31 protein-coding genes are annotated in these 26,938 nt (G+C 56.3%); 17 read left to right on the forward strand and 14 right to left on the reverse strand.

Going from position 1 to position 26,938, the window contains the following annotated elements; genetic code table 11:
- Positions 1-122: 122 nt before the first annotated feature.
- Together F7C11_RS02070 and F7C11_RS02075 are read left to right on the forward strand one after the other, a co-directional pair.
- Positions 123-638 carry a GNAT family N-acetyltransferase gene (locus tag F7C11_RS02070; protein WP_297090469.1) on the forward strand — a complete coding sequence of 172 codons (516 nt, stop codon included), beginning with the start codon at positions 123-125 and terminating at the stop codon, positions 636-638.
- Positions 638-931, forward strand: coding sequence for a hypothetical protein (locus tag F7C11_RS02075; RefSeq protein ID WP_297090471.1), 294 nt, complete (start codon positions 638-640; stop codon positions 929-931). The genes F7C11_RS02070 and F7C11_RS02075 overlap by 1 nt, the downstream gene beginning before the upstream one ends.
- 37 nt (positions 932-968) lie before the next feature.
- Here the strand turns inward: F7C11_RS02075 and F7C11_RS02080 are convergent, their stop codons facing one another.
- The 6 genes from F7C11_RS02080 to F7C11_RS02105 all read right to left on the reverse strand — a co-directional run bounded on the left by F7C11_RS02080 (position 969) and on the right by F7C11_RS02105 (position 6,741).
- Positions 969-1,373 carry a Zn-ribbon domain-containing OB-fold protein gene (locus tag F7C11_RS02080; RefSeq protein WP_297090473.1) on the reverse strand — a complete coding sequence of 135 codons (405 nt, stop codon included), beginning with the start codon at positions 1,371-1,373 and terminating at the stop codon, positions 969-971.
- 1 nt (position 1,374) lies between these two features.
- The gene (locus tag F7C11_RS02085) at positions 1,375-2,535 is read right to left on the reverse strand and encodes a thiolase domain-containing protein (RefSeq protein WP_297090475.1); all 1,161 of its coding nucleotides are present in this window, start codon (positions 2,533-2,535) and stop codon (positions 1,375-1,377) included.
- A gap of 10 nt (positions 2,536-2,545) precedes the next feature.
- Positions 2,546-3,598, reverse strand: coding sequence for a hydroxymethylglutaryl-CoA synthase (locus F7C11_RS02090; RefSeq protein ID WP_297090477.1), 1,053 nt, complete (start codon positions 3,596-3,598; stop codon positions 2,546-2,548).
- A gap of 119 nt (positions 3,599-3,717) precedes the next feature.
- Positions 3,718-4,398 carry a fibrillarin-like rRNA/tRNA 2'-O-methyltransferase gene (locus tag F7C11_RS02095; RefSeq protein ID WP_297090479.1) on the reverse strand — a complete coding sequence of 227 codons (681 nt, stop codon included), beginning with the start codon at positions 4,396-4,398 and terminating at the stop codon, positions 3,718-3,720.
- A 5-nt stretch (positions 4,399-4,403) separates the two neighbouring features.
- Positions 4,404-5,675: a C/D box methylation guide ribonucleoprotein complex aNOP56 subunit gene (locus F7C11_RS02100; RefSeq protein WP_297090519.1), complete on the reverse strand. Its 1,272-nt coding sequence runs from the start codon at positions 5,673-5,675 to the stop codon at positions 4,404-4,406.
- 97 nt (positions 5,676-5,772) lie between these two features.
- On the reverse strand, positions 5,773-6,741 hold the full coding sequence (locus F7C11_RS02105) for a ribose 1,5-bisphosphate isomerase (protein WP_297090521.1): 969 nt from the start codon (positions 6,739-6,741) through the stop codon (positions 5,773-5,775).
- A 238-nt stretch (positions 6,742-6,979) separates the two neighbouring features.
- Between F7C11_RS02105 and F7C11_RS02110 the strand changes: the two genes are divergently transcribed.
- Both F7C11_RS02110 and F7C11_RS02115 read left to right on the forward strand, forming a co-directional pair.
- On the forward strand, positions 6,980-8,236 hold the full coding sequence (locus F7C11_RS02110) for a PLP-dependent aminotransferase family protein (protein WP_297090481.1): 1,257 nt from the start codon (positions 6,980-6,982) through the stop codon (positions 8,234-8,236).
- A gap of 68 nt (positions 8,237-8,304) precedes the next feature.
- Positions 8,305-9,150, forward strand: a complete 846-nt coding sequence (locus F7C11_RS02115) for a gamma-glutamyl-gamma-aminobutyrate hydrolase family protein (RefSeq protein WP_297090524.1) — start codon at positions 8,305-8,307, stop codon at positions 9,148-9,150.
- On the opposite strand, the gene F7C11_RS02120 is transcribed toward F7C11_RS02115, so the two are convergent.
- The gene (locus F7C11_RS02120; protein ID WP_297090483.1) at positions 9,077-9,919 is read right to left on the reverse strand and encodes a radical SAM protein; all 843 of its coding nucleotides are present in this window, start codon (positions 9,917-9,919) and stop codon (positions 9,077-9,079) included. The two genes, F7C11_RS02115 and F7C11_RS02120, sit on opposite strands and share 74 nt — an antisense overlap.
- Positions 9,920-9,977: 58 nt before the next feature.
- Here F7C11_RS02120 and F7C11_RS02125 point away from each other — a divergent pair, with 58 nt between their 5' ends.
- Genes F7C11_RS02125 through F7C11_RS02135 form a run of 3 tightly spaced genes read left to right on the forward strand, consistent with a single transcriptional unit; the run spans position 9,978 to position 11,394 of the window.
- The gene (locus F7C11_RS02125) at positions 9,978-10,385 is read left to right on the forward strand and encodes an OsmC family protein (RefSeq protein WP_297090526.1); all 408 of its coding nucleotides are present in this window, start codon (positions 9,978-9,980) and stop codon (positions 10,383-10,385) included.
- Between the two features lie 39 nt (positions 10,386-10,424).
- Positions 10,425-11,066, forward strand: a complete 642-nt coding sequence (snatA, locus tag F7C11_RS02130) for a neutral amino acid NAAT transporter SnatA (protein ID WP_297090485.1) — start codon at positions 10,425-10,427, stop codon at positions 11,064-11,066.
- Between the two features lie 46 nt (positions 11,067-11,112).
- Entirely contained in the window at positions 11,113-11,394 is a 282-nt protein-coding gene (locus F7C11_RS02135; RefSeq protein WP_297090487.1) for a family 4A encapsulin nanocompartment shell protein, read from the forward strand.
- Here the strand turns inward: F7C11_RS02135 and F7C11_RS02140 are convergent.
- From F7C11_RS02140 to F7C11_RS02165, 6 genes are all read right to left on the reverse strand, one after another.
- A complete protein-coding gene (locus tag F7C11_RS02140) occupies positions 11,378-12,304 on the reverse strand; it encodes a triphosphoribosyl-dephospho-CoA synthase (RefSeq protein WP_297090488.1) in 927 nt (308 codons plus the stop codon). The genes F7C11_RS02135 and F7C11_RS02140 overlap by 17 nt on opposite strands.
- Entirely contained in the window at positions 12,305-12,532 is a 228-nt protein-coding gene (locus tag F7C11_RS02145) for a hypothetical protein (RefSeq protein ID WP_297090490.1), read from the reverse strand.
- Position 12,533: 1 nt separating this feature from the next.
- Entirely contained in the window at positions 12,534-12,965 is a 432-nt protein-coding gene (locus tag F7C11_RS02150) for a PspC domain-containing protein (protein WP_394354837.1), read from the reverse strand.
- Positions 12,966-13,006: 41 nt separating this feature from the next.
- Positions 13,007-13,735, reverse strand: coding sequence for a hypothetical protein (locus tag F7C11_RS02155; protein WP_297090493.1), 729 nt, complete (start codon positions 13,733-13,735; stop codon positions 13,007-13,009).
- Between the two features lie 69 nt (positions 13,736-13,804).
- Positions 13,805-14,305: a deglycase PfpI gene (pfpI, locus tag F7C11_RS02160; protein ID WP_297090496.1), complete on the reverse strand. Its 501-nt coding sequence runs from the start codon at positions 14,303-14,305 to the stop codon at positions 13,805-13,807.
- A 74-nt stretch (positions 14,306-14,379) separates the two neighbouring features.
- Positions 14,380-14,832, reverse strand: coding sequence for an Lrp/AsnC family transcriptional regulator (locus tag F7C11_RS02165; RefSeq protein ID WP_297090528.1), 453 nt, complete (start codon positions 14,830-14,832; stop codon positions 14,380-14,382).
- A gap of 118 nt (positions 14,833-14,950) precedes the next feature.
- Between F7C11_RS02165 and F7C11_RS02170 the strand changes: the two genes are divergently transcribed.
- Positions 14,951-16,117, forward strand: coding sequence for a GTP-binding protein (locus F7C11_RS02170; protein ID WP_297090498.1), 1,167 nt, complete (start codon positions 14,951-14,953; stop codon positions 16,115-16,117).
- Here F7C11_RS02170 and F7C11_RS02175 read toward each other — a convergent pair.
- Positions 16,114-16,599: a hypothetical protein gene (locus tag F7C11_RS02175; RefSeq protein WP_297090499.1), complete on the reverse strand. Its 486-nt coding sequence runs from the start codon at positions 16,597-16,599 to the stop codon at positions 16,114-16,116. The genes F7C11_RS02170 and F7C11_RS02175 overlap by 4 nt on opposite strands.
- Before the next feature lie 178 nt (positions 16,600-16,777).
- Between F7C11_RS02175 and F7C11_RS02180 the strand changes: the two genes are divergently transcribed.
- The 9 genes from F7C11_RS02180 to F7C11_RS02220 form a co-directional block, all read left to right on the forward strand.
- Positions 16,778-16,957: a hypothetical protein gene (locus F7C11_RS02180; protein WP_297090501.1), complete on the forward strand. Its 180-nt coding sequence runs from the start codon at positions 16,778-16,780 to the stop codon at positions 16,955-16,957.
- A complete protein-coding gene (locus F7C11_RS02185) occupies positions 16,954-18,573 on the forward strand; it encodes a sodium/proline symporter (protein WP_297090503.1) in 1,620 nt (539 codons plus the stop codon). Before F7C11_RS02180 ends, F7C11_RS02185 begins: the two co-directional genes overlap by 4 nt.
- A 145-nt stretch (positions 18,574-18,718) precedes the next feature.
- Positions 18,719-20,218 (forward strand): FAD-dependent oxidoreductase, encoded by a 1,500-nt coding sequence (locus F7C11_RS02190; protein WP_297090505.1) that lies wholly within the window; start codon positions 18,719-18,721, stop codon positions 20,216-20,218.
- Entirely contained in the window at positions 20,208-21,368 is a 1,161-nt protein-coding gene (locus F7C11_RS02195) for an FAD-binding oxidoreductase (protein WP_297090507.1), read from the forward strand. The genes F7C11_RS02190 and F7C11_RS02195 overlap by 11 nt, the downstream gene beginning before the upstream one ends.
- A gap of 242 nt (positions 21,369-21,610) precedes the next feature.
- Positions 21,611-22,630 carry an ATP-binding protein gene (locus tag F7C11_RS02200; RefSeq protein ID WP_297090509.1) on the forward strand — a complete coding sequence of 340 codons (1,020 nt, stop codon included), beginning with the start codon at positions 21,611-21,613 and terminating at the stop codon, positions 22,628-22,630.
- A gap of 434 nt (positions 22,631-23,064) precedes the next feature.
- Positions 23,065-24,096 (forward strand): hypothetical protein, encoded by a 1,032-nt coding sequence (locus F7C11_RS02205; protein ID WP_297090512.1) that lies wholly within the window; start codon positions 23,065-23,067, stop codon positions 24,094-24,096.
- 49 nt (positions 24,097-24,145) lie between these two features.
- Positions 24,146-25,207: a galactokinase gene (locus tag F7C11_RS02210; protein WP_297090514.1), complete on the forward strand. Its 1,062-nt coding sequence runs from the start codon at positions 24,146-24,148 to the stop codon at positions 25,205-25,207.
- Position 25,208: 1 nt separating this feature from the next.
- Complete coding sequence (locus F7C11_RS02215; protein ID WP_297090516.1) at positions 25,209-26,303, forward strand: polysaccharide deacetylase family protein; 1,095 nt, start codon at positions 25,209-25,211, stop codon at positions 26,301-26,303.
- Positions 26,290-26,938 (forward strand): MFS transporter (locus tag F7C11_RS02220; RefSeq protein ID WP_297090517.1); only part of this gene is annotated, 649 nt, incomplete at its 3' end. The genes F7C11_RS02215 and F7C11_RS02220, both read left to right, overlap by 14 nt.

Raw genomic sequence — 26,938 nt, forward strand, 5'->3', positions numbered from 1 at the left:
CCCTTATTGGGGCCCCACATATCTCGCAGTATCTAGGCTTGGCTTTCCCCATCTCAACCACCTTCTTGCTCCACTTAAGGCTCGAAGTCAGGCTTTTTAAACCCCTCGATGAGCTTATATTGATGAGCGGGGTAAGGATAGAGAGGCTCCAAAGGCTCGACCAGGAAACGCTGGAGAGGCTCATTGAGATATACATGAGGGGATACGAGGGCATGCGCGAATACGGCGGTGAGGGAGAGAGCTACGCGAAGCGCTACCTTCGATGGTGCTGGGGCAAGGCAAAGGACGGCTTTTTCGTCGCAAAGGTCGGCGATGAGATAGCGGGCTTTATAGTCTGCGACAGCGACTGGTACAGCAAATACGAGGGAAGAACCGTCGGGGCGATCCACGAGTTCGTGGTTGACAAACGGTTCCAGGGGCACGGGATAGGCCACAGGCTCATGGAAAAGTGCCTTGAGTACCTGGGAGAGCACAACGACAGAATAGAGCTGTGGGTCGGGGAGAAGAACGAGAAGGCCATCAGGTTCTACGAGGACTACGGGTTCAAACGCGTTGGTCAGAGCGGGATATGGGTGCGCATGGTCAAAGACCTGCGGAAGGACGGTGCACCCCGTGAAAAAGGGAAGCAGGTGGTTTGATGTCGTACATAAGACCGTCCGATCCCGAGAAGATGGGGAAATTGAAGGAGGAAAGTTTCATACGCGAAGGTAAAGGCAGGCTGAAGGTCGTTGTAGAGAGCGGGGGAGACAGGATTGAAACCACCATAAACGGCTCCCTGAAGAGCGTTGGCGAGATAGCGGAGATGCTCGGAGTGGAGGCCAGGGACGGGAAGGTAGAGGCCGTCGTCGATGGGGTGAAGGTCAACGCCGAGCGCGGAAAACTGGAGGTGGAGTTCGAGAACGGGGACAGGCTGAAGATTGAGAAGGCATGAGCCGCGTTGGATGTAAAAAGGAAGCGGAAAAAGGCCTTCACTTCACAGGCGGCCTGAACTTGTAGCCGTAGAGGATTATTCCGTCCTCCTCGAACTCCCTTATCTTCTTGGTGACGACCTCTACCTCCATGCCGAAGTCTATTTCCTCGGGATCAACGTCGGTCAGCTGGGCGAGAACCACGGGGCCCTCCTCAAGCTCTATCAGTGCCAGGGGGAAGGGCTTGTAGTACTCAAAGCCGCTCGGCGGGTTCCTGACTATCGTCCAGCTGATGACCCTGCCCTTTCCGCTCAGTTTGATTTCCTCGACGTTTCTTGAGCCGCAGACCGGGCAAATCGACCTCTTCGGGAAGTGAACGTGGCCGTTCTCGCACTTTCCACCTATGAGCCTGTACTTCTCACGGAAGTGCCTCCAGTAGCGGGAAACCTGCATCGGGCGCGCCATTTCAGACCCTCCTAAAGACGTTGACCGTTATGTTCGAACCGGTTCCACCTATGTTCTGGGTCAGGCCGACTTCCGCATCGGGCACCTGGCTCGGCGCCTCGCCGCGGAGCTGGAGCACCGCTTCAACCGTCTGGTAAACGCCGGTGGCACCGACGGGGTGTCCCCTTGCCTTGAGCCCGCCCATGGTCTGTATCGGATAGTCGGCGTCAATGGCTATCTGTCCCTCCTTGGCCAGCTTCGCTCCCTCTCCCTTCTTCGCGGCACCGAGGGCTTCGAGGCTGAGGGCAGCCATCACGGTAAAGGCGTCGTGAACCTCAAAGAAGTCAATGTCATTCGGCTCGACGCCCGCCATCTTGTAGGCCCTTTCAGCGGCCACCTTGGCGGCCTTGAGGGTGAGTAAGTCCTCCCTGCTGGCGAGGCTTATGGTGTCTATGGCGCGCCCCATTCCAGCTACTTCGACCCACTTCTCCTTCGGAACGCCAAGCTCCTTGGCCTTCTCCGGTGTGGTAATTATAACCGATGCCGCACCATCGCAGACCGGCGAGGCGTCGAAGAGCTTGAGCGGGTCGGCAACGTAGGGGCTCTTGAGGACTGTCTCAACCTTAATCGGACGTTTGAACATGGCGTAGGGGTTCTTGGCGCCGTTGGCGTGAGCGTTAACCGCAAAGAGGGCAAGGTCCTCTTCGGTGTAGCCGTAGGTCTTCATGTAGTAGCGCATGACGAGTGCGTTGAGAGCGACAAAGCTCGCCCCGTGGAAGAGCTCCCACTCAGCGTCTGCCGCGTAGGCGAGGTATCTGGTGGCGTCGCTCGGCCAGGCATCGGTCATTTTTTCGACGCCGACCACGGCAACTACATCCTCTAGCCCGCTGAGGACTGCCTTGACTCCCTCCTGGACGGCGGCACCGCCGCTGGCACAGGCGGCCTCGATTTTAACGGCCGGAATGTTCCCAAGTCCTGCCCAGTCGGCTATGAGCGCACCGAGGTTCTCCTGCTCAACGAAGGGCCCGGAAATCATGTTTCCGACGTAGAGCGAATCCACCCTGTCGATTCCAGCGTCGTCCATGGCGTTGAGGAGCGCCTCAACGGCCAAATCCCTCAATCCGAGCTTCCAGTGCTCACCAACCGGGGTCATACCGGCACCGATTATGACTGCCTTCCTCATCTCAACCACCTCACATGATGAACTTTCTCCTCGCCTTCGCGTAGAGGGCGTAGTCGATGTACTTCTTCCTGTTCACGTAGTCCATGGTCGTAGGTGCCAGATCCCTCTTCTCCTCGATGGCGTCCTGAACAACAACGCTGAAGGCGTCGCTTCCGGCCCCGGAACCGAAGGAAACCCACAGGATCCTGTCGCCGGGCTTGGCTATGTCGAGAACGGCAGAGACACCGACCATCGTTGCACCGCTGTAGGTGTTCCCTATGATCCCGGTGAGCAGACCGGGGAGAACCTTCTCTTTCGGAATGCCGAGGATTTTGGCAACGGTGAGCGGGAACTTGACGTTCGGCTGGTGGAAGACGGCGTAGTCGAAGTCGTTGACGGTCAGACCGAGCTCCTCCATGAGGGTCTTGGCGGCGTTGACTATGTGGTGGAAGTAGGCCGGCTCGCCGGTGAACCTGTTTCCGTGCCTCGGGTAATGCTCGTGCTGGCGCCTCCAGAAGTCCGGCGTATCGGTAACGTAGGAGTAGCTGCCCTCGAAGTAAGCAACCGTTTCGGAACTCTTGGGGCCGACTATGAAGGCGGCTCCACCCGCTCCCGCGGTGAACTCAAGGTGGTCGCCGGGCCTTCCCTGTGCCGTATCCGCCCCAATGGCCATCGCGTAGTCGGCCATCTCCGAGCCGACAAAGCCTATTGCGGTCTGAAGCGCCTCGGTTCCGGCCTTACAGGCGAACTCAAAGTCGGCCGTGCTTACATCCGGGGTCGCGCCTATTGCCTCCGCTATGACGGTACCGGTCGGCTTGACCGCGTAGGGCTTGCTCTCACTTCCGAACCAGACGGCGCGGATAAGCCTCGGGTCTATCCCTGCCCTCTTAAGGGCGTTTCTCGCGGCTTCGATTCCTATCGTGAGCGCATCCTCATCGAGACCGGGAACGGCCTTCTCCTGTATCGGAAAGCTGGAAACTCCCCAGACCCTTCCTATCTCTTCCGCCTTGATTCTATACATCGGGACGTAGGCACCGTAGCCGACAATGCCGACTTCGCGCCTTGGCTTCAGGAGCTTTTTCATGGTGCATCACCTACAAAAGCTGAACGTAACTTCGGCTAAGGTTCATGAGCGAGTTATAAAAGCCTTTCGGTGAAAGTAAAAGGTTTTTTCGACGATAAACGATAAAAAAGGAAGAAACCTCACGGTTTCCTGACGACGAACAGCGCGTGGTCCTTCTCGTAGGGCTCAAGCGAAAGCCTCTCGACGACCTCGAAGTACTCGGAGAGCTCCTTCTCGACCTCCTTGAAGACCTGCTCCGGCTCCTTCGTGACGTCGATGCTCCTGCTCTTAACGCTTATCATGCCGTAGCCGCCGCTCTTGAGGTAAACCCTGGCGTTGTCTATGAGTATCTTCGCCTGGGTCGGCTGGGCAACGTCCTCGAAGATGACGTCGACCTTCGGCACGAGCGCGCGGTAGCCCTCGGGCTTGGTGGCGTCGCCGAGTATCGGCACGATGTTCCTGCGCTCATCAACCAGTGGGACGAGCTCCCTCAGGACGCGTGGTGAGAACTCCACGCCGAAGACCTTTCCTTCCCAGCCCACTATGTCGCTGACATGGCTGGCGGTCGTTCCGCTCGCGACTCCGAGGTAGAGAACCTTTGAGCCTGGCTTTATCGGGAAGTTCTTGAGGCCGTTGAGTATTGCCGCGGCGAGCTTCGAGCGCCTCGGGTTCCAGACCCTGTACTCCTCGCCCTCGGACTTGATCAGCCTCTCGCCGTAGACCTTCTGGCCCGGAACGAGGTTCCTGGTGGCTATCTTCTCGCTACCGTCCTCATCAACGAAGACGTAAACGCCCGGAAACTTGTGCCTCTTAATCCTCATCTACCTCACCTCTTGCCCTTCTTCTTTTTCTTTCCACCTTTCTCGCCCTTCTTGCCCTTTCCTGCCTTTTCCTTCTTCTTTCCACCGAAGCCCTTGCCCCTCTTCTCCTTGCCCTTGAACTTCTTCTTTTTCTTCTTTTCAGGCTTGGCCTTCCTCTTGGGCGGGTTCGGGTACTTCTGCTTTATCTCCTGGATGCGCTGCTCTATCTCCTGCTTCAGCTCCTCGGCTATGTATTCACCTGAGAAGTAGTCAACTCTGGCAGCTATGGCGAGCTTTCCGGCCAAGGCCCTCGCTATCTTACCCCTCTGCCACCACGGCGAGCGGTTTATTGCCGGATACTGGAAGATGACGCCATGCTTCGGAGGCTTTGCACCGCTCCTCAGGTGCCTGAAGAGCGCCTTCTCGGCACCGAGAACCTGTATGGTCGAGGCCGGCATCATGGCGAGCTCCTTGAGGCCTCCAGCGAGGCTGAGCAGCCTGGCGCCGAGCTTCGCACCGACTAAAGCTTTCAGGTTCGGGGCAACCTCGTCCATGGCCATCTCAAGGTAGTCCTCAATCTGCTCCCTGAGCTTGTAGAGGTCACTTATCTCGCTGGCCAGCTTCATGATTATGTCGGCATCGAACTTTCCGAGGGGAGCGCCCATCGAGGTCTCCGCGGCCTTTATAATCTTCTCGATCTTGCCCTCGGGGAGGCCAAGGCTCTTGAGCTTCTCCTCACTGACGTTCTCCCTCGGGCCGACTGCCTTGACGAAGGCAACGTACTGCTGGTGCTTGGGGAGGATTTCGTCCAGCTCCGGGAAGTGCAGGCTGTACCACTCCCTGAGGCGTGAAACGAGGAGGTTGATCACCTTGTCGATATCGTCGAGGGACTCGATGGCCTGGATTATCATCTTGTCCCTTGCCCCGCTCTGCTCCTGTATGCGGAGCCTCGTTAGAGCGACGCCCACTGAGTAGTATTCCTCGAACCAGCCCTCGCCAAGGAACTCTTCCGGGCTGGAGCGGAGCTTTTCCCCGGCGACGTTCGGGAACTCGGCGGAGGTGTTGTAGCCGAGCTCCTTCAAGTTCCGGCTCAGCTCGGAGTCCTCCAGAACGAACTCATCGTAGCCCCTCTCCCGGAGTTCGTCAAGGAAAGATATCAGCTCGTCGCTTGGCTCACCCTTCAAAAGCCTGTCGAGGCTCGCTTCCGGCCTTCCTGAGAAGACCCTCTGATCAATGAGATTACCGCTCTCGTCAAAGGCGTATATGCCCCTGACGTTCTCGGCAAGGTACGCTTTCATCATCATCACCTTCTCAGTTTTTGTCTCCGAAGTATAAAAGGCATACCCCTTTTAAGCCCTACCGGTAGAACAGCGTGAGAGAAAAGAAAAAAAGTCCTCAGTCCTCCCAGGGCTCGGTGTACTTGAGGGCCCAGCCGAACTCCTCCTTGAGGATGTCAATAGCGGCGCTCGGCGGGATTATTCCGCGCTCGGTTATGATGACGTCGATGTACTCCGGGGGAGTAACGTCGAACGCCGGGTTCCAGACCTCTATGTTCTTCGGCCAGGTTTCAAGCTCTTCCTTGGGGATGACCTCGTAGGGGTCGCGCATCTCTATCTCGACCAGCTGGCCGAGCATCGTCTCGGGGTGGAACTTGTAGGTCTCGGCAGCGATCATGGTCCAGATCCTGTGCTCCTTTGCGGTGAGTGCTATTAAGGCCGTCCCAATCTTGTTTATGACCGCACCGTTGACGGTGATGCTGTCCGCACCCATGACCACCTTGTCCGTCATCTTCATGTAGTGCCTCGCGGCGCTGTCGACGACGTAGATGACCGGGATGCCGTAGCTGGCCAGCTCCTTCGCGGTGAGCTTGCCCTGCCACTTGGGCCTTGTCTCCGTGACTATGACCTTAATGTCCTTCCCCTGCTCCCAGGCGGTCTTCATGACGCTTATAGCGGCCTTGCTGTGGCAGTGCGTCATTATGACGTCGCCGTCCTCTATTCTCTTCGCCCCCATCTCGCCTATCCTCTCTATGGCCTTCTCGGAGTTGTGGATGAACTCCTTCGCGGCGTTTATGACTATGAACTTCAGCTGGTCGAGGTCGGCGCCTCCGGCGTACGCCACTTTACCGCGGTGCATGACGTAGCGGAGCGCGTTTGGAAGGGAAACTGCAGTTGGCCGGGTCTCGTAGAGTATCTTCGCCGCCTGCTTCATCTCGTTCCAGAAATCGTCCACGTTCGTTGCCCTGCTCTTCTCGGCCTGGAGCTGGAGGGCGTACGCCGCCGAGCGGGCGATTTTGCCTGCCCCCCTGATCTCCATGTTCTTTATCTCCTCGGCTATCTCAAGCACTTCCTTCACTACCGCCATCTCCATCACCCCTCTCCGGTAAACCCAGATTATGGTGGGAGGGTTTATAGAGCTTTTCGTGTTCATCCATGCACGGTTAGGTTCGTTGATGTTTCTAAAAATACGCCCCGGCCATACTTTACAAATGTAAATGGCACTAACGACCATTGCAGAAAGATTTATAACCAATCGCCGCTACCTTTACGTGTATAGACTTGGTGACGTGCTCAAAAGTGTGCATTAAATGGGGGGAACGGAAGTGGAGGAGAAACTTATGCGCAAGCTGAGTTCAGGGTCACTGGATTTTGAGGCGTACTTCTCGGACAAAGCTCAGGGTATGAAGGCCTCGGAGATTAGGGAGCTTCTCAAGCTCGTCGAGGCAGGCAACGTCATATCCCTCGCTGGGGGCCTTCCCGCTCCCGAGACGTTTCCCGTCGAGATCATCAAGGAGATAACCGCGGAGGTTATAACCCACCACGCGGATAAGGCCCTCCAGTACGGAACCACCAAAGGATTCACCCCGCTCCGCCTCGCGCTGGCGGACTGGATGGAGAAGCGCTACGGCATCCCGACCAGCAAGGTCGAGATAATGATGGTAGCAGGTTCACAGCAGGCCCTCGACCTCATCGGCAGGGTCTTCATAAACCCCGGTGACATAGTCGTCGTTGAGGGACCCACCTACCTCGCGGCTCTCAACGCCTTCAAGTACTACGACCCGGAGTTCCTCAGCATACCGATGGACGACGATGGTATGATCGTTGACATACTCGAAGAGAAGCTCAGGAAGCTCAGCGCCGAAGGAAAGAAGGTCAAGTTCGTCTACACCGTCTCCACATTCCAGAATCCAGCGGGAGTCACGATGAGCCTCGAAAGAAGGAAGAGGCTTATAGAACTCGCCAGGGAGTACGACTTCCTCATCGTCGAGGACAGCCCGTACAGCGAGCTCCGCTACTCCGGCGAGCCAATACCGCCGATCAAGCACTTCGACGACGAGGGAAGGGTTCTGTACCTCGGAACATTCTCAAAGATATTTGCCCCTGGATTCAGGCTGGGATGGATAGCCGCTCACCCGCACTTCATCAGGAAGATAGAGATAGCCAAGCAGGCCGTTGACCTCTGTGCGAACCCCTTCGGGCAGGTTATCGCCTGGAAGTACGTCGCCGACGGCCACCTGGACAGGCACATTCCAAAGGTCATAGAGTTCTACAGGCCGAGAAGGGACGCGATGCTTGAGGCCCTGGAAGAGTATATGCCAGAGGGAGTCAAGTGGACGAAGCCCGACGGAGGAATGTTCATCTGGGTTACCCTGCCGGAGGGCATAGACACCAAGCTCATGGCGGAGAAGGCCATAAGAAAGGGGGTCGCCTACGTCCCCGGTGAGGCGTTCTTTGCTCACCGCGACGTGAAGAACACGATGCGCCTCAACTTCACCTACGTGCCAGAGGACAAGATACGTGACGGTGTTAAGAGGCTCGCAGAGGTCATAGAGGAAGAAATGAAGGCCCTCAAGGGCTGACGCCTCTTCTTTTTCTTCTCGCAAAGCTTTTTATTCTGGTACGAACACACACCCTAGTGGTGATGCTTATGAAGCCACTGATTGGTATAATCGGACAGACCGATCCCTCCAAGAACAGGCTTTTTCTGGACAGGCGGCATATTGAGAGGATAGCCGAAGCTGGAGGCGTTCCGGCGGTTTTTAACATCAACTGCTCGCCCGACGAGGTTCTTGAGCACGTGGACGGGATACTCCTCATAGAGGGGCCCGACGTTCATCCCTACTTCTACGGGGAAGACCCCTCAAGCGCCATAAAATACGTCGATGTGGAGAGGGACGAGTTTGAGATATGCCTCGTCAAGAAGGCTGTCGAGAAGGGAGTTCCTATATTGGGAATCTCACGCGGGATGCACGTGATAAACGTTGCCCTCGGTGGAACGCTCTATCAGGACCTAAACGACATCCCCAAGGCAATAAAGCACGACTGGGACATAAACCTTGTGGGGCCAAGTCAGAGGGTTCACGGCATCAGGATAAAGACCAGCTCAAAGCTTTATGAGATACTCAAGGATCAGCTGAGCATCGAGGGCACAAACGAGGTGTACCTGAAGGTCAACAGCTTCCACCACCAGGCAACGAAGAGGGTCGGAGAAGGAATAAAACCCGTTGCCTATGCCGTGGACGGGCTTATCGAGGCCATCGAGGGGGTTGAAGGGTTCATACTCGGCCTCCAGTGGCAGCCAGAATACCTGCCGGAGATGAGGAGGGTCTTTGAAGCGTTCGTGCGCGCCGCCGCCGAGTACCGCATCAAAAAGATGGAGCTGGAAAAGACCGAGATAGAGGCCGAACTCAGGGAGGAGCTCACAAGGGAACAAGATGAGAGCCATCACAGCTCGGATACGACCGGTAGCCCTCCCGGCACGAGCCAAACGTGATGCCCCTTTCCAGTATCTTTCCCTCTGCCTCGCGGAGGATTCCGAACCTCACCTCCCTCGGGAGGTAGTGGTAGCCCCCTATCCTCTCACCCCGCTCATAGAGCGGCCACAGCTTCTCCATTAGCTCCGGGAACTTGGCAAACATTCTCCTCTTTGAGTCAGGCCTGAGCTTGAGGGTTGAAACGGTTATGTGGTCAACGAAATCCAGAGCTTCGAGCGTCTCATCGAAGTCTTCCCAGGTGTAGAACGGTATTATCGGGTCAATGCGAGCGTAGACGGGGATGCCCTCTTCCTTGGCCTGTTTCAGGGCCTTAATCCTCGCCCCCGGCGACGGGGCGTTTGGCTCCAGCAACTTCGCCTTCCGTTCATCCACTGTGGTCACGGTTATCCCAACGGCGCACTTCAGCTCGCTTAGAACGTCCAGGTCACGCACGAATATGTCCGACTTCGTGAGGAGCAGACAGCGGACGTCGTGGCGTTTGAAGAGCTTAAGGACGCTCCGGGTTATGCCCAGTTCACGCTCGACCGTTGGGTAGGGGTCAGAGGAGTAGGAGAGGGCTACGATATACCTCCTGTCGAACTTTCTCAGCTCCCGCTCCAGCTTCGGCAGGAGGCCTTCCTTGGTCCTCACCCTGAAGGCGTTGGGGATGTATGCCGTTATGTAGCAGTAAACGCAGGCATGGTCGCAGCCGGTGTAGATGTTCAGCGTGTACTTGAAGGGGCAGGTGCAGAGCTTCGCCTTCCAGGGGTCGAAGGGACGGATGTACATGTTTTTGCCTACGAAAAGGCCTTAAAAGGAATTGCGTTTACACTAACGGGTGAAAAACATGACAGATGAGATCAGGGGACGCGTCAAGTGGGTCGAGAACACGCAGTTCATCGGGAAGATGGATACGGACCAGTGCTCGATAATTCTCGGGGACGGCGGCATAAGCCCCATGAAGCTCCTTCTCCTGAGCGTCGCCGGATGCACCGCCTACGACGTCGTCATTATACTCCAGAAGATGCGCGAGCCGATTGAAGGGCTGGAGGTGGAGATAAGCGGTGAGAGACGCGAGGAACATCCCCGCATATACAGGAAAGTCCACCTTCACTACAAAATCTACGGCAACGTGAGTGAGGAGAAGGCCAGACGCGCCATAGAGCTGAGCCAGGACAAGTACTGCTCGGCCAGCGCGCACGTGAAGCTCAGCGGTGCGGAGGTCACATACTCCTTCGAGATAGTCAGAGGTTAGGTTTTTAACCCCCTCTTCTTCCCGCCTTCGGGTGATGACGTGATAGAGCTGGTCAAGTACTTCGTGATACTCTACGGAGGGCTGTTCGCAATAACCAACCCGGTCGGTGCGGTTCCGGTTTTCCTGGGGGTTACCCACGACCTCTCAAGGGGCGAAAGGCACGAGATAGCCACCAAGACCGCCATCACAGTTGCCCTGACCCTGATAACATTTGCACTCATCGGCCAGTGGATATTCCGGTTCTTCGGGTCGAGCACAGACGCCTTTGCGATAGCGGGCGGGATACTCCTTTTCAAGATGGCGATGGAGATGCTCTCTGGAAAGCTCTCAACGGTTAAGATAAGCAGGGAGGAAACCGAGGAGTTCAGCGAGGAGGTCGTGACTCTGGAGGAGGTCGCCGTGATTCCGCTGGCGATTCCCCTTATCTCGGGCCCCGGAGCCATAACCACTGTGATGATATACATGGCCAAAAGTCCCTCCATCCCGGCAAAGGCCACTGTCATAGCCAGCATCGTGGCGATAGCGGTGACGGTCTGGCTCGTCCTGTGCTCCGCCAACGGGATAAAGGCGAGACTGGGACGGGTCGGCATCAAGGTGATGACGAGGATGATGGGCCTCATACTGACCTCAATGGCGGTGCAGATGATAATCAACGGGATAAAGGGGGCGTTTGGGCTCTGAGGAAAAGGTTAATACGTGTGGGCGACAACCTGAGGCTGGTGATACCATGCGCGGTGACCTGATAAGGGTTCTCAGCTCGGTTGAGGAGAAGGCCAACGAGCTGAAGCTCGACGGCTACGAACCTGATGTCGTGCTCGTGGGCAAGAAAGCCTACGAGTTCATAAGGGAGCAGCTCAACGAGGAGTTTGGGGACGAGGAGGAGGTTTTCGAGCTCTCGGGGCTCAAGATACGTGTGGTCGAGGAGCTCGATGGGGATGCCGTCGTCATAGACAGCAGGGCCATCGGCCTGGGCCTGGGAGGGGCAAAGCGCCTCAAGGTCGTCCTATGACCCCCCACACCTTTCCGTTTCTGATTTCCATCTTGAGCCCCCTCAAAACGAGCAGGCTCAGCGAGACGGCCATTATATCAGCGAGACTGCCAGGATTTCTTAGATCGCCTTTCTCCCGCATGAAGGCGTCGAACTCCTTTGGGGAGAGCTTTCCGTTGAGAACCTCCCCAGCTTTTTTCCTCACGAGCTCTGCCTCCCCCCTTCCCGCCTTCCTCATTATGAGCGTGTCCTCCCTCTCAGCCAGGAGCTCAAGAAATGCCTCCACAACCGCGTCCTCAAGCGGGAGTTCCTTTATCAGCTCGTAGAGCCTTCCAAAGGTCTTGTAGCTCAGCTCGTACTCCCCAATCCACTCGCAGAAGATAAGCTCACGCTCGCAGCTGATCTCGGCGAGTCTGGCAAGGTTAATCCCGTCCTGAAACAGCTCCCTGAAGGACTCATCGCTGTAAACATCGTACTTGACCCCGCTTGGAATTCCCTTGGGGTTGGCTATCCTTATCGCCCGGTAGAACTCCATCGTGTCCCTGACCGTCGATTCCTCTATCAGAAGCCTCGCCTTTTTCCTTGCATCGAGCATGTTGCGGCCCATTGTCAGCCCCATTATGAGGGGAATCGAGAGGGCAATGACACCAAAATTCGGGTTGGCGTCCTGACTCTCGCGCGAGTTCTGAACGGCGCGCTTTATCAGCTCCCCGAGTCCTGCGTCCCTGGGTTCCAGTACACCTTTTCTCAAAAGCTCAGCCGTCTTCACAGCCTCGTAATAGATGCCCAGCACCGAGGTCTCCGCGAAGAGAAAGTGGTAGAAGGTGAGGTCGTCGAAGTCCCTGAAGCGGCTTACGTTGCCCGGCTTTGGAACGGCCGCCTCAAGGAGCGGGCCCAGCGTGAAGGCACGGATTATCCTCCACCGCTCCATTCACACCACCAGGTAGAGGAGCAGATAAAGAAGGTACAGGAGCAGCACAAGCCTGCGGGCGGTTCTTCTGGTCAGGGCGTAGAGTCCGAAGGCTATGAGCGTGACCCCCCAGAAGGCGTCCTTTATGTACGGCGCGTACGGCCTGAGCCAATCCAGGAAGGAGGGCTGGAACTCCCTCATGAGCAAAAGAACGCCAAGGAAAATGAAAATCCAGCCAAGGGTTCTCATCTCAATCACCCCTCGTGAGGAGGATTATGCCGATTACCAGGAACACGACCGCGAGCAACGTCCTGAAATCAAGGGCGGGCAGGAGAAATGGCATGAACGGCCCGGCCAGCAGTATTGCACCCAGCAGTATCAGCAGGAGGGCTATTGCCCTGGAGTTTTCGTTGCCCGAAAACACCTCCCCCAGTCTCTCCCCCGTCTCGTCTATCAGGTCGTCGATTCTCTCGGAGAGGGGCTCTTCCGTGTCCGTTTCATCCTCGGGTATCACCAGGGCCGCGAGGAAGTAGAGCAACGTCATAGCCACCGGGTTGAACACCAGGAGAACCACGAATATCAGCCTTACGAGGGTGGGGTCAACGTTGAGATGCTCGGCTATCCCACCGAGAACACCGAGGAGGATTCTGTTCTCTCTGGAGCGCTTGAGTTCCTTCGCCATTGGCATCACCAGGGAAATGAAAGGTCAGGGGCTTTAAAAACTCACCCCCTTATCTCCACGTCCCCAACGACGTCAGTCACGACCACCATGGCGGTGCCCTTCTCTCCAGCGGCGGTGTTCGTTACGTCCCCAACGATGTCCTTGGCCGTTAGCGCCGCACCAAAGCCCTCCGGAACGGCTATCTTAACGTCCCCGACGACGTCGCTTATCGTCGCACCTTCCGCGACGTTGAGATACACATCGCCCACGATGTCCGAGAGGTGGTAATCGTTCCGGGAAGTGCCCCTAACCTCACCCACAACGTCCGTAACGTCCACTCCGGTGGACTCAGCGGCCACGAGGACGTCCCCAACGACGTTATCAACCCTCAGTCCAAGCAGTTTTTCAGGGACTTCAACCACCACTGTACCGTTCCGGTAATCGCTGCAGACGTTTCTGTGGCTGATGCCCACCCTTTTCGTCGGACAGTAAACGGTCAGAACACCGTTCTCAAGGCTGACGTTTATCGGCAGGTTGCTCTTAACAGTGATTTTGCTCACGTTGGTGCCAACGATCGAGACGTCACCGACCACCTCTCTGACCTTCAGCGCGGAGGCGTTGAACTCCCCGAACTTAACGACCTTTCCAGCGGTCTTCTTCGGCGTTGCCCCACCTATGCTGATGTCTCCCCTGACGGCCAGAACCGCCACCAGTGCGCCGACCATGAGAATTATGAGGGTCACACCAAGCAGCGCACCAAACAATCCTCCCCTCCTGCGCATGCACTCCACCAATGAAAATATCATCATGTTTCCGTATAAAGTTTACGCCCAACAAGAGTCACAAAGAAAAGTTGAAGGTCAGCGGAGGAGCTTGACGAACTCCCTCATCCAGGCGTAGAGGTCGCCGGGGTGTCTTGAGCTGACCCAGTTGCCGTCGACGACTACCTCCTCGTTCACCCATTCGGCGCCGGCGTTCTTCACGTCGTCCCTGATGGTTACGGTGCTAGTGCCCTTCCTGCCCTTCAGGACACCAGCTGAAATGAGTATCTGCGGCCCGTGGCAGATGCTCGCCACCGGCTTTCCAGCCTCGAACATCTTTCTGGTTATCTCGATGGCCTTCTCGTTGAGCCTGACTATCTCGGGCGCCTTCCCGCCGGGAAGGACGAGGGCGTCGAACTCGTCCGGGTCAACCTCCTCAAAGGCAAGGTCAACGTTGACGGAGTAGCCGTGCTTGCCCGTTATCTTGCCCCTCTCAAAGCTAGCCACGTAGACCTCGTGTCCCTCCTCCTTTATCCTGTGGAGGGGGTAGATAAGCTCCAGGTCTTCAAAACCGTCGGCACTAAGAAACAGCACCTTCATCTCAAACACCTCCATCCAAACGCTTAGAGGGAAATAGAAAAGGGGCACTTATAAGGCTTTTTGGACATAAATGGTCAGAGGGGGAGTTCGGTCGTTTCTTTATGAACCTTGAGGACTACCATCGTGTGGGTCGCCACGACGCCGTCGATTTCACCTATCGTGTCAAGGAACTCGTTAAGCTCCTCGCTCCCCCTGGTTCTTATTTTGACGAGCATGTCGTAATCGCCGGTGGTCTCGAAAATCTCTACTATCTCCGGGTACTTTTTGAGCTCACTCGCCACGTAGGAGTACTTCCCGGCCTTGGCCTTTATCAGTATGAACGCCAGGATCTTAAAGCCGAGGGAATCCGGGTCGAGTATCACGGTGAACTTTCTTATTATGCCCCGCTCCTTCAGCTTCTTAATCCTCTCGTAAACGGTCGATTCGGCGAGATTGACCTCTTTGGATATCTCCCTCAGGGGCGTTCTGCTGTTCTTTTGGAGTATGGAGAGGATCTTCCTGTCTATATCGTCCAAACCGGTTCGCATGAGCATCACCGCCGGTAAAAAATTTTCGAAAGGTTTTATAAACTTGCCGATTTCCATGAACCATACTTTTATAAAACGCCTTTCGCCTTTTACTTCAGAACTTCTGGGAGGGCCAGCGATGCCAACCAACGTGACAGCAGAGTACCTTGCGGCGGAGGAGGAATACAGGAACGCCAAGACTATCCCGGAGAAGATACGGGCCCTCGAAAAGATGTACGCCACAGTCCCCAAACACAAAGGAACGGAAAAGCTCCGGCTCCAGATAAAGAGGAAGCTCGCCGAGCTGAGGAAGGAGCTGGAGAAGCAGAGGCAGATGCGCAAAGGCGGTGGCGGCCCGTCGATGGCAGTCAGAAAAGAGGGCGCGGCACAGATAGTTCTCGCGGGACTTCCGAACGTTGGCAAAAGCTCGCTCATGAAGGCCCTCACCAACGTTGACATAGACGTCGCGGACTACGCGTTCACGACGGTCGAGCCTATTCCGGGCATGATGCACCATAAAGACGTCCAGATACAGCTCGTTGAGGTTCCCGGTCTCGTCGAGGGCGCAGCCCTTGGAAAGGGCATGGGGCCGCAGCTGCTGAGCGTCATAAGGAACGCGGACGCGATAGCCATCGTGGTTGACCTCTCCCAGGATCCAGTAAAGCAGATGGAGATTCTCCTCAAGGAGTTTGAAAGGGCAGGGATAAAGCTGAACAAGCGCCGCCCGAGGGTGGAGATCAAGAGAACCGCCATGGGCGGAATCGTGATCAACGGCCAGGAGAACATCAAGGGGGACATAGGCGAAGTCATGAAGATGCTCCGAGAGGAGAGGATACACTCCGCCGAGATAACCGTCAAGGAGCCGGTTACGCTTGAGGAGTTCGCCGACGCCCTGGATGAGAGCCTCGTCTGGAGGCGTGCCATAATCATCGCCAACAAGGGCGACGCCCCGGGGAGCAAGGAGAACTACGAGAAGCTCGTTGAGGCCTACGGAGACAGGTTCAAGATAATCCCAGTCTCGGCTAAGAGGAAGATTCAGCTGGACAAGCTCAAGGACGAGCTCTACGAGCTGGCCGGAATCATTCGCGTCTTCACCAAGAGCCCCGGAGAGGAGCCGGCCTACCCACCGGTGCCGCTGAAGAAGGGCTCGACGGTTATGGACCTGGCCGAGAGGATACACAAGGACTTCGCCAGGAACTTCCGCTACGCCCGCGTATGGGGCAAGAGCGTCAAGTTCCCTGGCCAGCGTGTTGGGGCCGACCACGTGCTTGAAGATGGGGACATAGTGGAGATCCACGCCCGCTAGCGGCAGAACGGCCCCCTGCACTTTCTCCCGTTCTTCCCGACGAGGTTCTCAAGGCTGAACTCCCTTCCGTCGAGGCTGTCCATAAGGAACTTCTCGCCGTCCCTCTCGAAAATCCAGAACACCTTGTAGGCCCGGGCATCGCGAACTATCTCTATCCTCGGAAGCCACCAGGAGACAACCCTTGAGTTCCCCCAGGTTATCGCGCTCTCGAAGGCTTTCATCCTGGCCTCCTCGTAGTCGACCAAGGGTTCCATGGTCTTTTTCTCATCCACATCCCATTCTTGGAGGTCTATAAAGCCGTCCCCACGCTCGGCTCCCAGGCGGTAGAGGTCTACATAGGCAAAGTAGTCAAAAACCCGGTCGCTTCTGCCCAGCCGCCTGTAGAACAGCCTCAAATGGAATATGTGGTACGGGTACAGCACAAAATCTGGATTTGAAACGTCCTCCGGTTTGAATATCGGCCTCATGACCATGACCCTCATATTCCATCCCTGTCATTGTTCATCAAATATGTTATTAACTGTTACCATTTATTTGTCACAATATCCCAACATCCCGTTCCTAACCGGGAACTGTTAAACCAATATGTTTATATTTTAGTGCACCTATATTGTGGACTGATGTCCCTTAATTCACACCGATGTATCGAGGTGAAGTAAAATGGGCTTGAGTGGTTCGGCCTGGGCAACCCTGTTGGTGCCCACTCTTTTGGGAATTTTGACGATGCTACTGTACGGCTACTGGGACAGAATAACCGGCAAGGAATACTATGTTGACGACGAGATTCTGGCCTACGACGAAGACCTTATGACAACGCTTAGGGAGGAGGGTAAGGTATGAACAGCGGGATACTTTTCGGTTTTCTGGTGTATCTCGCGCTGCTTGCTTACATAGGCTGGTGGGCCAACAGATACACCAAGACAGAGGATCAGTACTTCGTTGGAGGCAGGAGGGTTCACGTTTTAGCGGCCACCCTCTCGGACAAGGCCAGCGACTTCTCCGGCTGGCTGATGCTCGGTTATCCGGGTGCTGCCTTTTCCAGCGGTCTCGGTGCCTTCTGGGCGGCCATCGGCTGTCTCTTCGGTACCCTCGCCGATTATGTCCTCATAGGCCCGAGGCTGAGAATCTACGCTGGTAAATTCAGGGCGATAACAGTCCCGGACTACCTGGAGGCAAGGCTCAAAGACGACACCAAGCTGATAAGAATCCTGAGCGCACTGATAATAGTCATATTCATGACCGCCTATGTTGCCGCGCAGTTCACCGCCGGAGGAAAGACCTTCGCAGAGGGCTTCGGCATAAGCGACAACATGGGAATCCTCATCACCGTCATCATACTGACGGCCTATGTTATCACGGGTGGATTCTTTGCGGTCGTCTGGACCGACGTCGTTCAGGCAATGTTCATGCTGCTGACCCTGATAATCGTCCCGTTCCTGGCACTCTCTGAGATAGGGGGCTTTGAGAGGGCAACCCAGATAATAGGCAGCGCCGACCCGGCGAAGCTCCATCCGTTTGGTGGTGCCACCGGAATAGCAGCACTGGTCTTCGCAATAGGCTACGCCTCGTGGATAGTCGGCTATCTCGGCCAGCCCCACATAGTCACCCGTTACATGAGCGTTGAGGATCCGAGGAAGCTCAGGAGGCCGGGTATATTCATCAGCGGCACGTGGACGATAATCGTCCTCTGGGGTGCGTTCTTTGCTGGATTCCTTGGATTTGCCATGTATCAGGCTGGGATACTGCAGGTCAGCGATCCTGAGAAGGTGATCCCCGCCATGGCGGTTGAGCTCATGCCGAGCTGGCTGGCGGGCTTCGTCATAGCAGGTATAATCTCGGCCGTCATGAGTACCGCGGACTCACAGCTGCTGGTGGCTTCCTCGGCAATAGCCAGGGACTTCTACCACAAGGTCCTCGGCAAAGAGCTGGGCAAGAAGCAGATGGTGAACATATCAAGGCTCGTCGTTGCCGGCGTCGCCCTCGTCGGTCTGTGGTTTGCCATCAGCGGCCCGAAGGTCATCTACCAGATGGTCGCAACGGCCTGGGGAGGTCTGGCCGTCGGCTTCGGCCCGATACTCACCCTGAGCCTCTGGTGGAAGAGGGCAACCAAGGAGGGAGCAATAATCGGCATGGCCTACGGTCTCATCAGCGAGGTAATCCTTGAGGCCAAGATATACGGCTGGGCGTTCAACCCGGACGCTCCGGGCTTCTTTGGAACGATCGGCGGCTGGTTCAACGGCATACCGGTGTTCTTCATCAACTTCTTCGTGACGCTGGTGGTCATAATAATCGTCAGCCTCCTCACCAAGCCACCAGAGGACGTGGTCAAGCTCCACGAGGAGATATTCAAGAAGGTTCCCATCGAGGGGGCCGGCAGGAAGAGCATCACTGAGACCAGAGCCAAGAGCCAGGTGGAGAACGTCGCCGAGTTCGTCCTCACCAGGGGGCTCGCCTGACCCCTCCCCTTTTTTCTCCGCTGTTTCCTGCGCCGTTCCATCCCAAAAGGCCAACCCATGGTTTTAAACCATTTTTGGCCAACCTAACGTTTATAAGCATCTCCGTTCACATATGAACGTACGTCAGAGTTTTTGAGGTGGGAGCATGAGACCGCTCGACCTGACCGAGAAAGACCCTTCTAGGAGGGTTACAATCTATTTTGAAGGCCAACCTCTGGAGGCCTACGAGGGAGAAAAGCTCACCGTTGCTCTCCTGGCCAACGGCATCTACTGGCTCACCACCAGCACTGAGGGCAGAAAGCGCGGCGCCTTCACCTTCGGCCCTGTCCCTGTGGTTCTCAACGGTGTCAAGAACATCAACGGAAGAAAGACCAAGGTCAAGGACGGCATGAGGATAGAGCGCCAGAACTACGGGGAGTTCCAGGAGACGGTTGAGATCGACGAGGGCACGCCCGTCGAGAGGCTGGTAGTTGACGTGGCGGTCATCGGAGGCGGCCCTGCCGGAATAGGGGCAGTGCTTGAGGTTCAGGAACATCTAACCGCCGCGATAATCGAGGAGAAGGGCTGGCTCGGGGGAGACCTGTGGCTCAAGGGCCTGCCCCAGGAGGGGTTCGGCGACCCGAAGAGGGCCGTTAAAGAGCTCACCGGAAAGTTCAACGAGAACGTCAGGGTTTTCAAGGGCACGATAGCCCTCGGTGTCTTTGACAAGGGCGAGTACTTCCTGGTGCCGATAGTCACCGGGAAGAACCAGCTCATCGAGCTGATGGCCAAGCGCGTCGTTCTGGCCGTCGGTGCGGTTGACAACATCCTCCTCTTTGAGAACAACGAGTTTCCAGGTGTCTTCAGGCGCGATTTTGCCCTCGAAGTCATGAACGTGTGGGGCGTCGCTCCCGGAAGGAAGGTCGCCGTGGTGGGGAGCAGGCCTGAGGACATCGTTCCGGAGCTGGAGCGCTGGGGAATCGAGTACGTGGTGGTGCCCAACCCAAAGCGCGTTGAAGGGAAGGAGAAAGTTGAGAGGCTCATCGACATGAACGGGCACGTTTACGAGGTCGATGCCGTCATCGTGTCCGATGGGAGGAGGCCGGACATCAACCCGATAACCCAGGCCGGTGGAAAGCTGAAGTTCAAACGCGGCTACTACATGCCCGTCCTCGACTCCCAGCACAGGATAAGGGACGGCATATACGTCGCAGGGAGCGCCGTCAGCATAAAGCCCCACTACGCCAACTACCTGGAGGGAAGGCTCGTCGGGGCGTACATCCTCAGGGAGTTTGGATTTGAGTCAAGTCCATGCCTTTACGAGGAGAGGCTGAAGGAGTACGAGCCCGACTCCATAACCGTCCACAGGATAGATTTTGAGAGCTTCAACCTTGAAGACGTCCAGATATGCGGCTGCGACGTCTCCCTGAAGAAGGTGGACGACGTGGTCAGGAGCGGAATAACCGACCTTCAGATAATCAAGCGCCTGACACACCTAGCGATGGGCTTCTGCCAGGGGCGCTTCTGCCTCTTCAACGGAGCCGTGGTCGTCTCGCAGAGGACGGGCTCTGACATGAGCCGCATCGACCTCCCAGTGGCAAGGCCGCCGCTGAAGAACGTCAGGATGAAGGTCACCGCCGAGGGGGTGGATGAGTATGCCGAGTAAAGAGCTCCCCGAGAGGAGCGAGATAGTCATCATCGGCGGGGGGATAGTTGGAGTAACCCTCGCCCACGAGCTGGCCAGGCGCGGTGAGGAGGTTACAGTCATTGAAAAGCGTTTCATTGGCTCCGGCTCTACCTTCCGCTGCGGAACGGGCATAAGGCAGCAGTTCAACGACGAGGCCAACGTCCAGGTCATGAAGCGCTCCGTCGAGCTGTGGAATCGCTATAGTGAGGAGTACGGCTTCTCCTTCGAGCAGACCGGCTATCTCTTCCTGCTCTACGACGACGATGAGGTCGCGGAGTTCAAGGAGAACATAGCCATACAGAACCGCTTTGGGGTTCCGACCAGGCTCATAACGCCGGAGGAGGCGAAGGAGATAGTGCCGCTCCTCGACACCAGCGAGGTCATCGCGGCGTCGTGGAATCCAACGGACGGAAAGGCAGACCCCTTCTACGCCACCGCCGCCTTCGCCCTCAACGCCGAGCGCTTCGGGGCCAGGCTGGTCGAGTACACCGAGGTCAAGGACTTCCTCATAGAAAACGGCGAGATAAGGGGCCTCAAGACAAGCAGGGGGACGATAAAGACCGGAATAGTAATCAACGCCACCAACGCCTGGGCCAAGCTCATCAACGCGATGGCCGGGATAAGGACGAAGATACCAATAGAGCCCTACAAGCACCAGGCCGTCATCACGCAGCCCATAAGGAAGGGAGCCATCAGGCCGATGGTCATATCCTTCAAGTACGGTCACGCTTACCTCACCCAGACGGCCCACGGCGGCGTCGTCGGCGGCGTCGGCTACGAGCTCGGCCCGACCTACGACCTCAACCCGACCTACGAGTTCATGCGCGAGGTCAGCTACTACTTCACCAAGATAATCCCCGCCCTGAGGGAGCTTCTTATACTCAGAACATGGGCTGGCTACTACGCCAAGACGCCGGACAGCAACCCGGCGATAGGAAAGATAGAGGAGCTGAGCGACTACTACATAGCGGCGGGCTTCAGCGGTCACGGCTTCATGATGGCTCCAGCTGTGGCAGAGATGGTAGCGGACCTGGTAACGAAGGGCAGGACGGATCTTCCGGTCGAGTGGTACGACCCGTACCGCTTCGAGAGGGGCGAGCTGCGCGGAGAAGCGCTGCAGATGGGGTGACTTCGTCATCTCCAAAATTTTTCAGTTTTTCTTTTGACGGATCTGTTCCAAGCTCACCATTGAGTGCTCTGAAGCCGGAGGTTGGGAGGCAAAACCATAGTGATTTCATCAGGAACGATCCCAAAGTGTTCTGCTATTCCGTAGCTCGACCCGGGATAACAATCCTTAAATAATAGACCCCCCATGTAACATGGGGGGACCTCTCAATGTTGTTCAGCAGAGTAAAGAATTCAAGGAACGATATGTTTGACCGTGAGTACGAGTTTGAAAGGATAATCTCGGCTATAGACGATGGAGTACCGCTTATAGTCCTGACGGGGATTCGTCGCGTGGGCAAGACTACCCTCGTTAGAGTTCTTCTTAACGAAATAGACATGGCGGGTGGTTACATAGATGCAAGGAAACTCTGGAGCATCCATGCGAACATTCCGCCGGAGCTCATAAAGAAGGAGATAGCAAAATCGCTGGACGCGAGAAAAAGCTACGCTCCCGTCATGAGGCTTCTCCGCTCGCTTAAGAGCGTAACGATTGCAGGTTCAGGAGTTGAGTTCAAGGATAACGAGACCAACCTAATAGACATCCTCGACGACATCGAAAAGAGCGGGGAGAGGACTTTGATTGTCTTTGACGAAGCCCAGTACCTCCGTTACTCCAACTACGACTACACGGCCCTCTTCGCGTCCCTAAACGATAACTACGAGAACATCACCCTGATTCTCACCGGGTCGGAGATTCAAATACTTGAGGAGTTCCTCGGCTTTAACGACAGGTACTCCCCGCTCTACAAGAGGGAACACGAGATAGTCCATCTCGACCGCTTCAGCAGGAATGAGAGCCTGCAATACCTCAGAGAAGGATTCAGGGAAGTTGGGCTGGAAATTCCGGAGAACGAAATAGAGGACGCCGTTGAGGTTCTCGACGGCATCGTGGGATGGCTGAGGGAGTACGGATGGCTCCGCTACCGCGGGAGAAGTCACGGCGTTGCCATCGACGAGGTGTTCCAGAGGGCGAAGAGCGACATAATAGACGAGCTCTCAAGGTACTCCAAGCGATACCTCACGATAATGATGGCGGTGGCGGATGGCTATCTTTCGTGGTCATCGATAAAGGCCTACCTCGAGCGGGTAGAGGGGAAGAGAATAAACGACGGCTCTCTGAACACCGCCCTCAGGAACCTAATCCGATACGGTTACCTCGAAAAGCGGAGTGACGGTTACCACATAACCGACCCCGTCATCGAGAGGGCCCTAAGGCACGGGTAGCTGGAAGGGTAAATGAACTCCCACTTTCCCAAGCGAAACCCCTAAGTACTTCCACGCCGTACTAAGCCGGGTGGTGTCCGTTGCAGGCCAACGTCAACCTCGACACTCTTCTTGAGAAGATGAAGGCAGAGCTGGAGCGGGGGAAGGGTCTCAGCATAGTGAACTATTTCAAAAAGGCGGAAGAATGCCTTAAGATTGCAGAGCCGTTTATTCGAGAGAGAGAGAGAGCGGTAGAAGAAGCAGATGAAAAAAGATATTCAGTAACTATGGCCATATCCCTTTTAGGTGCCGCAGTGATAACTGTTGGTTCTATTTTGGAGGAAAATAACCCTCTTGTCGTGATTTTTAAGATAATCTTCTATGGTGGTCTACTAGCATTTCCTGCCCTCTTTTTTCTACTCCTGTTTATTTCTCCAGTCCTAATAAAACCCTCCGTGTCCGAGGACGAAACCAAGCAGAAGATAAACGACGCCCTAACCCAAAACGGCATAGATAAAGAGGAGTGCAGGAAGGTTCTGGAGCGTACAGTGGAGACGCTCAAGAAAAAAGATGGGCCTATAACGCTGGGTTTTGCCTTAACAGCGCCTATTCTGGAGAACGCCGTTAACTCACTGGAGAAGGGGAGTTTTGAAGAGGCCTCGGACCACTTCAAAAAGGCCAAGGAATCAATAGAACAGCTAAAGAAGAAGAGGATCCCCCAGAAATTTGATGACATCTCGAAGGAATTTAGCCGGTTATTGTGGGAAGAGAGTATTTACATCCGGCGTTATGGTCATTGGGAAACTTTCCATGAAACCCTCCCGAATGTCAAAGAACCCCTCTCTTTCGCCGCCCGCGCATGCGACGCCCTCTACCTCGGCGACGTCGAGAAGATGCGTGAACTGCTCAGCGAGGCCAGGGAAATGCTCGACGAGCGCGATAAGTTCGTCATAGGTGATGTTAAGTTCTTCAAGTACCTCTTCGAGTTCCACTACTTCCTGCTCAAAACGGTAGTTGAAGCCTACGAGGCCGAGACCGGGGCGGTAGCGAAGCTCACAGAGGAGCAGGCAAAGCGCTTCGCCGAGGCCAAGCCCGTTGAAGTCCCCACCACCGTTGAGAAGGTCTCCGTATCGGCTGACGAACCCGAGAGGGAGCTCTACCGCGGTGAGGTGCGCTTCAAGATGGGCGCGATGAGTCAAGAGCGTGTTGGAACGCTCGTCATAACGAACAAGAGACTGAAGCTCACAGGGAAGTACAGGCTGAGGGGGTATGTAGCCACGGTTGCAGTCAAGGCCGCTTTGAGGGCCGCAGGAATCGGGGAGGTCTACGAGGACATCCCGTTGAATGAGATAAGCTGGATTGAGCTGAAGAAGGCACTACTCGGTGGCTACTACCTTGAGTTCCGCGCGAGGGGCAAGAAGTTCACACTTTACACCGATGCCGCCCAGCACATTTACAACATCCTGAGGCAGTACAGCAACGCCTGAGTCTCGCTACCCTTAAATATTTCCGCCCTTATTCTTTTCTGGTGGAATCATGTACCGCGTTGATTCTCCCGGAAGGGTCAATCTGATTGGGGAGCATACGGATTACGCCCTCGGCTACGTCATGCCGATGGCAATAGACCTCTACACCGTCCTGCACGCCCAAAAGGACGAGGGGGTGAGAGTATACTCACAGATCTTCAGGGAGGTCAGGGAATTCGGCCTCGGTGAAATCAGAAAAGCCGGTGACTGGGCGGATTACGTCAGGGGAATATTCTGGGTTCTGATGGAGGAAGGGCACACCATCGGGGGGATGAAGGGAATCCTCGGCGGAGACCTTCCAATAGGTTCAGGATTAAGCTCCTCGGCGAGCCTTGAGCTGGCTGTTCTGGCTTTTCTCAACGAGGCCTACGAGCTGAACCTCCTGCCGGTGGAGATGGCCCTCTTAGCTCAAAAGGCTGAGAACGAGTTCGTTGGAGTGCCCTGCGGGATACTCGATCAGTTCGCGGTCGTCCACGGAAAGAGGGGGCACGTCATATTCCTCGATACCGACACGCTGGAGCACGAGTACATCAGGTTTCCCGAGGATGTGAGGGTTCTCGTGTTCTACACAGGGGTTAAGCGGGAACTCGCGGGATCAGCCTACGCCGAGAGGAGGAAAGTTGCCGAGGAAACGCTCCGCCTCCTGGGGAAGAGGACTTCGAAGGAGGTCGATGAGAGCGAACTCAGGAGCCTTCCCGCCCTCTACAGGCGCTTCTTTGGCTACATCGTGAGGGAGAACCGGCGCGTCCTTGAGGCGAGGGACGCCCTGCGGAGCGGCGACGTCAGGACCTTCGGAGAACTGATGACGGCCTCGCACTGGGATCTGGCGAGGAACTACGAGGTATCAAGTGAGGAACTGGACTTCTTCGTAAGAAGGGCGATAGAGCTCGGTGCCTACGGGGCGAAGCTTACCGGAGCTGGCTTTGGAGGGTCAGCGGTGGCCATAGTGCCCGAGGAGATGGCCCTGGACGTGGCGATGAGGGTCACTGACGAATACGTGAGGCACTTCAACTGGGAGCCGGACTACCACCTCGTCACCCCGAGCGACGGGGTAAGCGTGAGGAGGGTCTGAGTTGCTCGCTCTCCTCCTCCACGGCAACCTCCAGTACGCGGAGATACCGAAGGCGGAGATAGGAAGGGTCATCGAGAAGGCATACAGGCCCGTAATCTCCACCCTTCTCAAAAGGGAAATCCCCTTCGCCCTCAACGTCACCGGCTTCACGCTTGAACTTCTCCCGGAGGACGTCATCGGCCTGATAAGGGACGGGGTCTCCACCGGACTGATCGAGATAACCGGGACTGCCTACAGCCACGCGATACTCCCGCTCCTGAGCCTCGACAGGGTGGAGGCCCAGGTACAAAGGGACAGAAGCGTTAAGGAGGAACTCCTCGGAGTCTCCCCGAGGCTCTTCTTCCCGCCGGAGCTAGCCTACGACCCGATTCTGCCGGCCATACTCCGGGACAACGGCTACGAGGAGATATTCATCGACGGCGAGGCGCTGGTTCTCTCCGACCACCTCAACAGGGCGGTGAAGCCGGTGAAGCCTCTCTATCCCCACCTGATTAAGGCCCAGCGGGGCGAGGGAAACAGGTATCTTAACTACCTCCTTGGATTGAGGGAGCTGAAGCGCTCCCTCAAGCTCGTCTTTCCTGGGAAGGTTACGCTCGAGGCCGTGAAGGAGATAACAGGAATCCCGATCTGGGTGAACGTGAACACCGTCGTGATGCTCTCCGCCGGCAGGTTCCCGCTGATGAACCCGAGGAAGGGGGCAAAATGGCTTAAGAACCTCGATGACATAGTCCTCTACGGCACCGACATAGAGTTCCTGGGCTACCGCCCCCTGGCGGACTACCTGATAACCGCCGATTCTTTCCTGAAGGTCTTCGAGGCCCTCGGGAGGGAGGTGAAGCCGCCGAGCGAGCTCCCCCATTCCGGCAGGAGGCTCTACCTGAGGACTTCGAGCTGGGCGCCCGATAAGAGCCTCGACATCTGGAGGCTGGACGAGGGCAACGCGAGGCTGAACTTCCTCTCACGGGATGTGGCGGGAGAAAGGGCCTTCCTCGCGGAGAACAGTGACGCCCGGGGCTGGGAGCCCCTGCCCGAGAGGAGGCTCGACGCGTTTAGGGCCATCTACGAAGCCTGGAGGGGTGTAAATGAGGAATCTTAGAAACAGGCTTTCCATACTCCTTCTCGTCCTGATGGCGGCCTTTCTGATGGCCGACCAGAACCTTCTACCCCCCAACTACCAGCAGATAATGGCCGAGTTCGGGATAAGCGAGACCCAGATGGGCCTCGTCTCGACGATATTCGTCGCAACGAGCGCGCTGATAACGATAGTCTGGGGCTTCCTCTCCGACATCAAGGGCAGGAAGAAGCTCCTCGTCATCGGCGTCCTCATCGGTGAGATACCCTGCTTCCTGACTGCCTTCGTGGGCAACTACTACGAGCTGCTCCTCATGAGGCTCTTCACCGGCATCGGTGTCGGCTCGATAATCCCGATAGGCTACTCCCTGATAGCGGACATGTTCCCGAGCGAGGAGCGCGGAAAGGGCTACGCCTTCATACAGACCGCCTTCGGCTTCGGAACCCTCTTCGGAATGATAATGGCCGGCCTCATAGCCAGCTGGAGGCCGCCGTTCATAATAGCCTCCGTTCCCAACTTCATACTGGCACCGCTCTTCTACTTCGTAGCCGAGGAGCCGAAACGCGGCGCCGGCGAGGAAGAGGTCAGGAAGCTAATCGAGATGGGCTACGAGTACACCTACAGGCTCAGCTGGGAGGCCGTTAGAAAATCCTTCAGAA

This window comes from Thermococcus sp. (genome assembly GCF_015521605.1).
Classification (GTDB): Archaea; Methanobacteriota_B; Thermococci; order Thermococcales; family Thermococcaceae; genus Thermococcus.

Bases quoted from the DNA above. Each gene is read 5' to 3' on its own strand.
- F7C11_RS02175 (WP_297090499.1), bottom strand. From the start codon at position 16,599: ATGAGGGTCATGGTCATGAGGCCGATATTCAAACCGGAGGACGTTTCA.
- F7C11_RS02150 (WP_394354837.1), bottom strand. From the start codon at position 12,965: ATGGCGAAGGAACTCAAGCGCTCCAGAGAGAACAGAATCCTCCTCGGT.
- F7C11_RS02075 (WP_297090471.1), top strand. From the start codon at position 638: ATGTCGTACATAAGACCGTCCGATCCCGAGAAGATGGGGAAATTGAAG.
- F7C11_RS02200 (WP_297090509.1), top strand. From the start codon at position 21,611: ATGTTTGACCGTGAGTACGAGTTTGAAAGGATAATCTCGGCTATAGAC.
- F7C11_RS02180 (WP_297090501.1), top strand. From the start codon at position 16,778: ATGGGCTTGAGTGGTTCGGCCTGGGCAACCCTGTTGGTGCCCACTCTT.
- F7C11_RS02135 (WP_297090487.1), top strand. From the start codon at position 11,113: ATGCGCGGTGACCTGATAAGGGTTCTCAGCTCGGTTGAGGAGAAGGCC.
- F7C11_RS02140 (WP_297090488.1), bottom strand. From the start codon at position 12,304: ATGGAGCGGTGGAGGATAATCCGTGCCTTCACGCTGGGCCCGCTCCTT.
- F7C11_RS02090 (WP_297090477.1), bottom strand. From the start codon at position 3,598: ATGAAAAAGCTCCTGAAGCCAAGGCGCGAAGTCGGCATTGTCGGCTAC.
- F7C11_RS02085 (WP_297090475.1), bottom strand. From the start codon at position 2,535: ATGAGGAAGGCAGTCATAATCGGTGCCGGTATGACCCCGGTTGGTGAG.
- pfpI (WP_297090496.1), bottom strand. From the start codon at position 14,305: ATGAAGGTGCTGTTTCTTAGTGCCGACGGTTTTGAAGACCTGGAGCTT.
- F7C11_RS02185 (WP_297090503.1), top strand. From the start codon at position 16,954: ATGAACAGCGGGATACTTTTCGGTTTTCTGGTGTATCTCGCGCTGCTT.
- F7C11_RS02100 (WP_297090519.1), bottom strand. From the start codon at position 5,675: ATGAAAGCGTACCTTGCCGAGAACGTCAGGGGCATATACGCCTTTGAC.
- F7C11_RS02125 (WP_297090526.1), top strand. From the start codon at position 9,978: ATGACAGATGAGATCAGGGGACGCGTCAAGTGGGTCGAGAACACGCAG.
- F7C11_RS02115 (WP_297090524.1), top strand. From the start codon at position 8,305: ATGAAGCCACTGATTGGTATAATCGGACAGACCGATCCCTCCAAGAAC.
- F7C11_RS02170 (WP_297090498.1), top strand. From the start codon at position 14,951: ATGCCAACCAACGTGACAGCAGAGTACCTTGCGGCGGAGGAGGAATAC.
- F7C11_RS02080 (WP_297090473.1), bottom strand. From the start codon at position 1,373: ATGGCGCGCCCGATGCAGGTTTCCCGCTACTGGAGGCACTTCCGTGAG.
- F7C11_RS02120 (WP_297090483.1), bottom strand. From the start codon at position 9,919: ATGTACATCCGTCCCTTCGACCCCTGGAAGGCGAAGCTCTGCACCTGC.
- F7C11_RS02195 (WP_297090507.1), top strand. From the start codon at position 20,208: ATGCCGAGTAAAGAGCTCCCCGAGAGGAGCGAGATAGTCATCATCGGC.
- F7C11_RS02165 (WP_297090528.1), bottom strand. From the start codon at position 14,832: ATGCGAACCGGTTTGGACGATATAGACAGGAAGATCCTCTCCATACTC.
- F7C11_RS02190 (WP_297090505.1), top strand. From the start codon at position 18,719: ATGAGACCGCTCGACCTGACCGAGAAAGACCCTTCTAGGAGGGTTACA.
- F7C11_RS02070 (WP_297090469.1), top strand. From the start codon at position 123: ATGAGCGGGGTAAGGATAGAGAGGCTCCAAAGGCTCGACCAGGAAACG.
- F7C11_RS02145 (WP_297090490.1), bottom strand. From the start codon at position 12,532: ATGAGAACCCTTGGCTGGATTTTCATTTTCCTTGGCGTTCTTTTGCTC.
- F7C11_RS02095 (WP_297090479.1), bottom strand. From the start codon at position 4,398: ATGAGGATTAAGAGGCACAAGTTTCCGGGCGTTTACGTCTTCGTTGAT.
- F7C11_RS02105 (WP_297090521.1), bottom strand. From the start codon at position 6,741: ATGGCGGTAGTGAAGGAAGTGCTTGAGATAGCCGAGGAGATAAAGAAC.
- F7C11_RS02210 (WP_297090514.1), top strand. From the start codon at position 24,146: ATGTACCGCGTTGATTCTCCCGGAAGGGTCAATCTGATTGGGGAGCAT.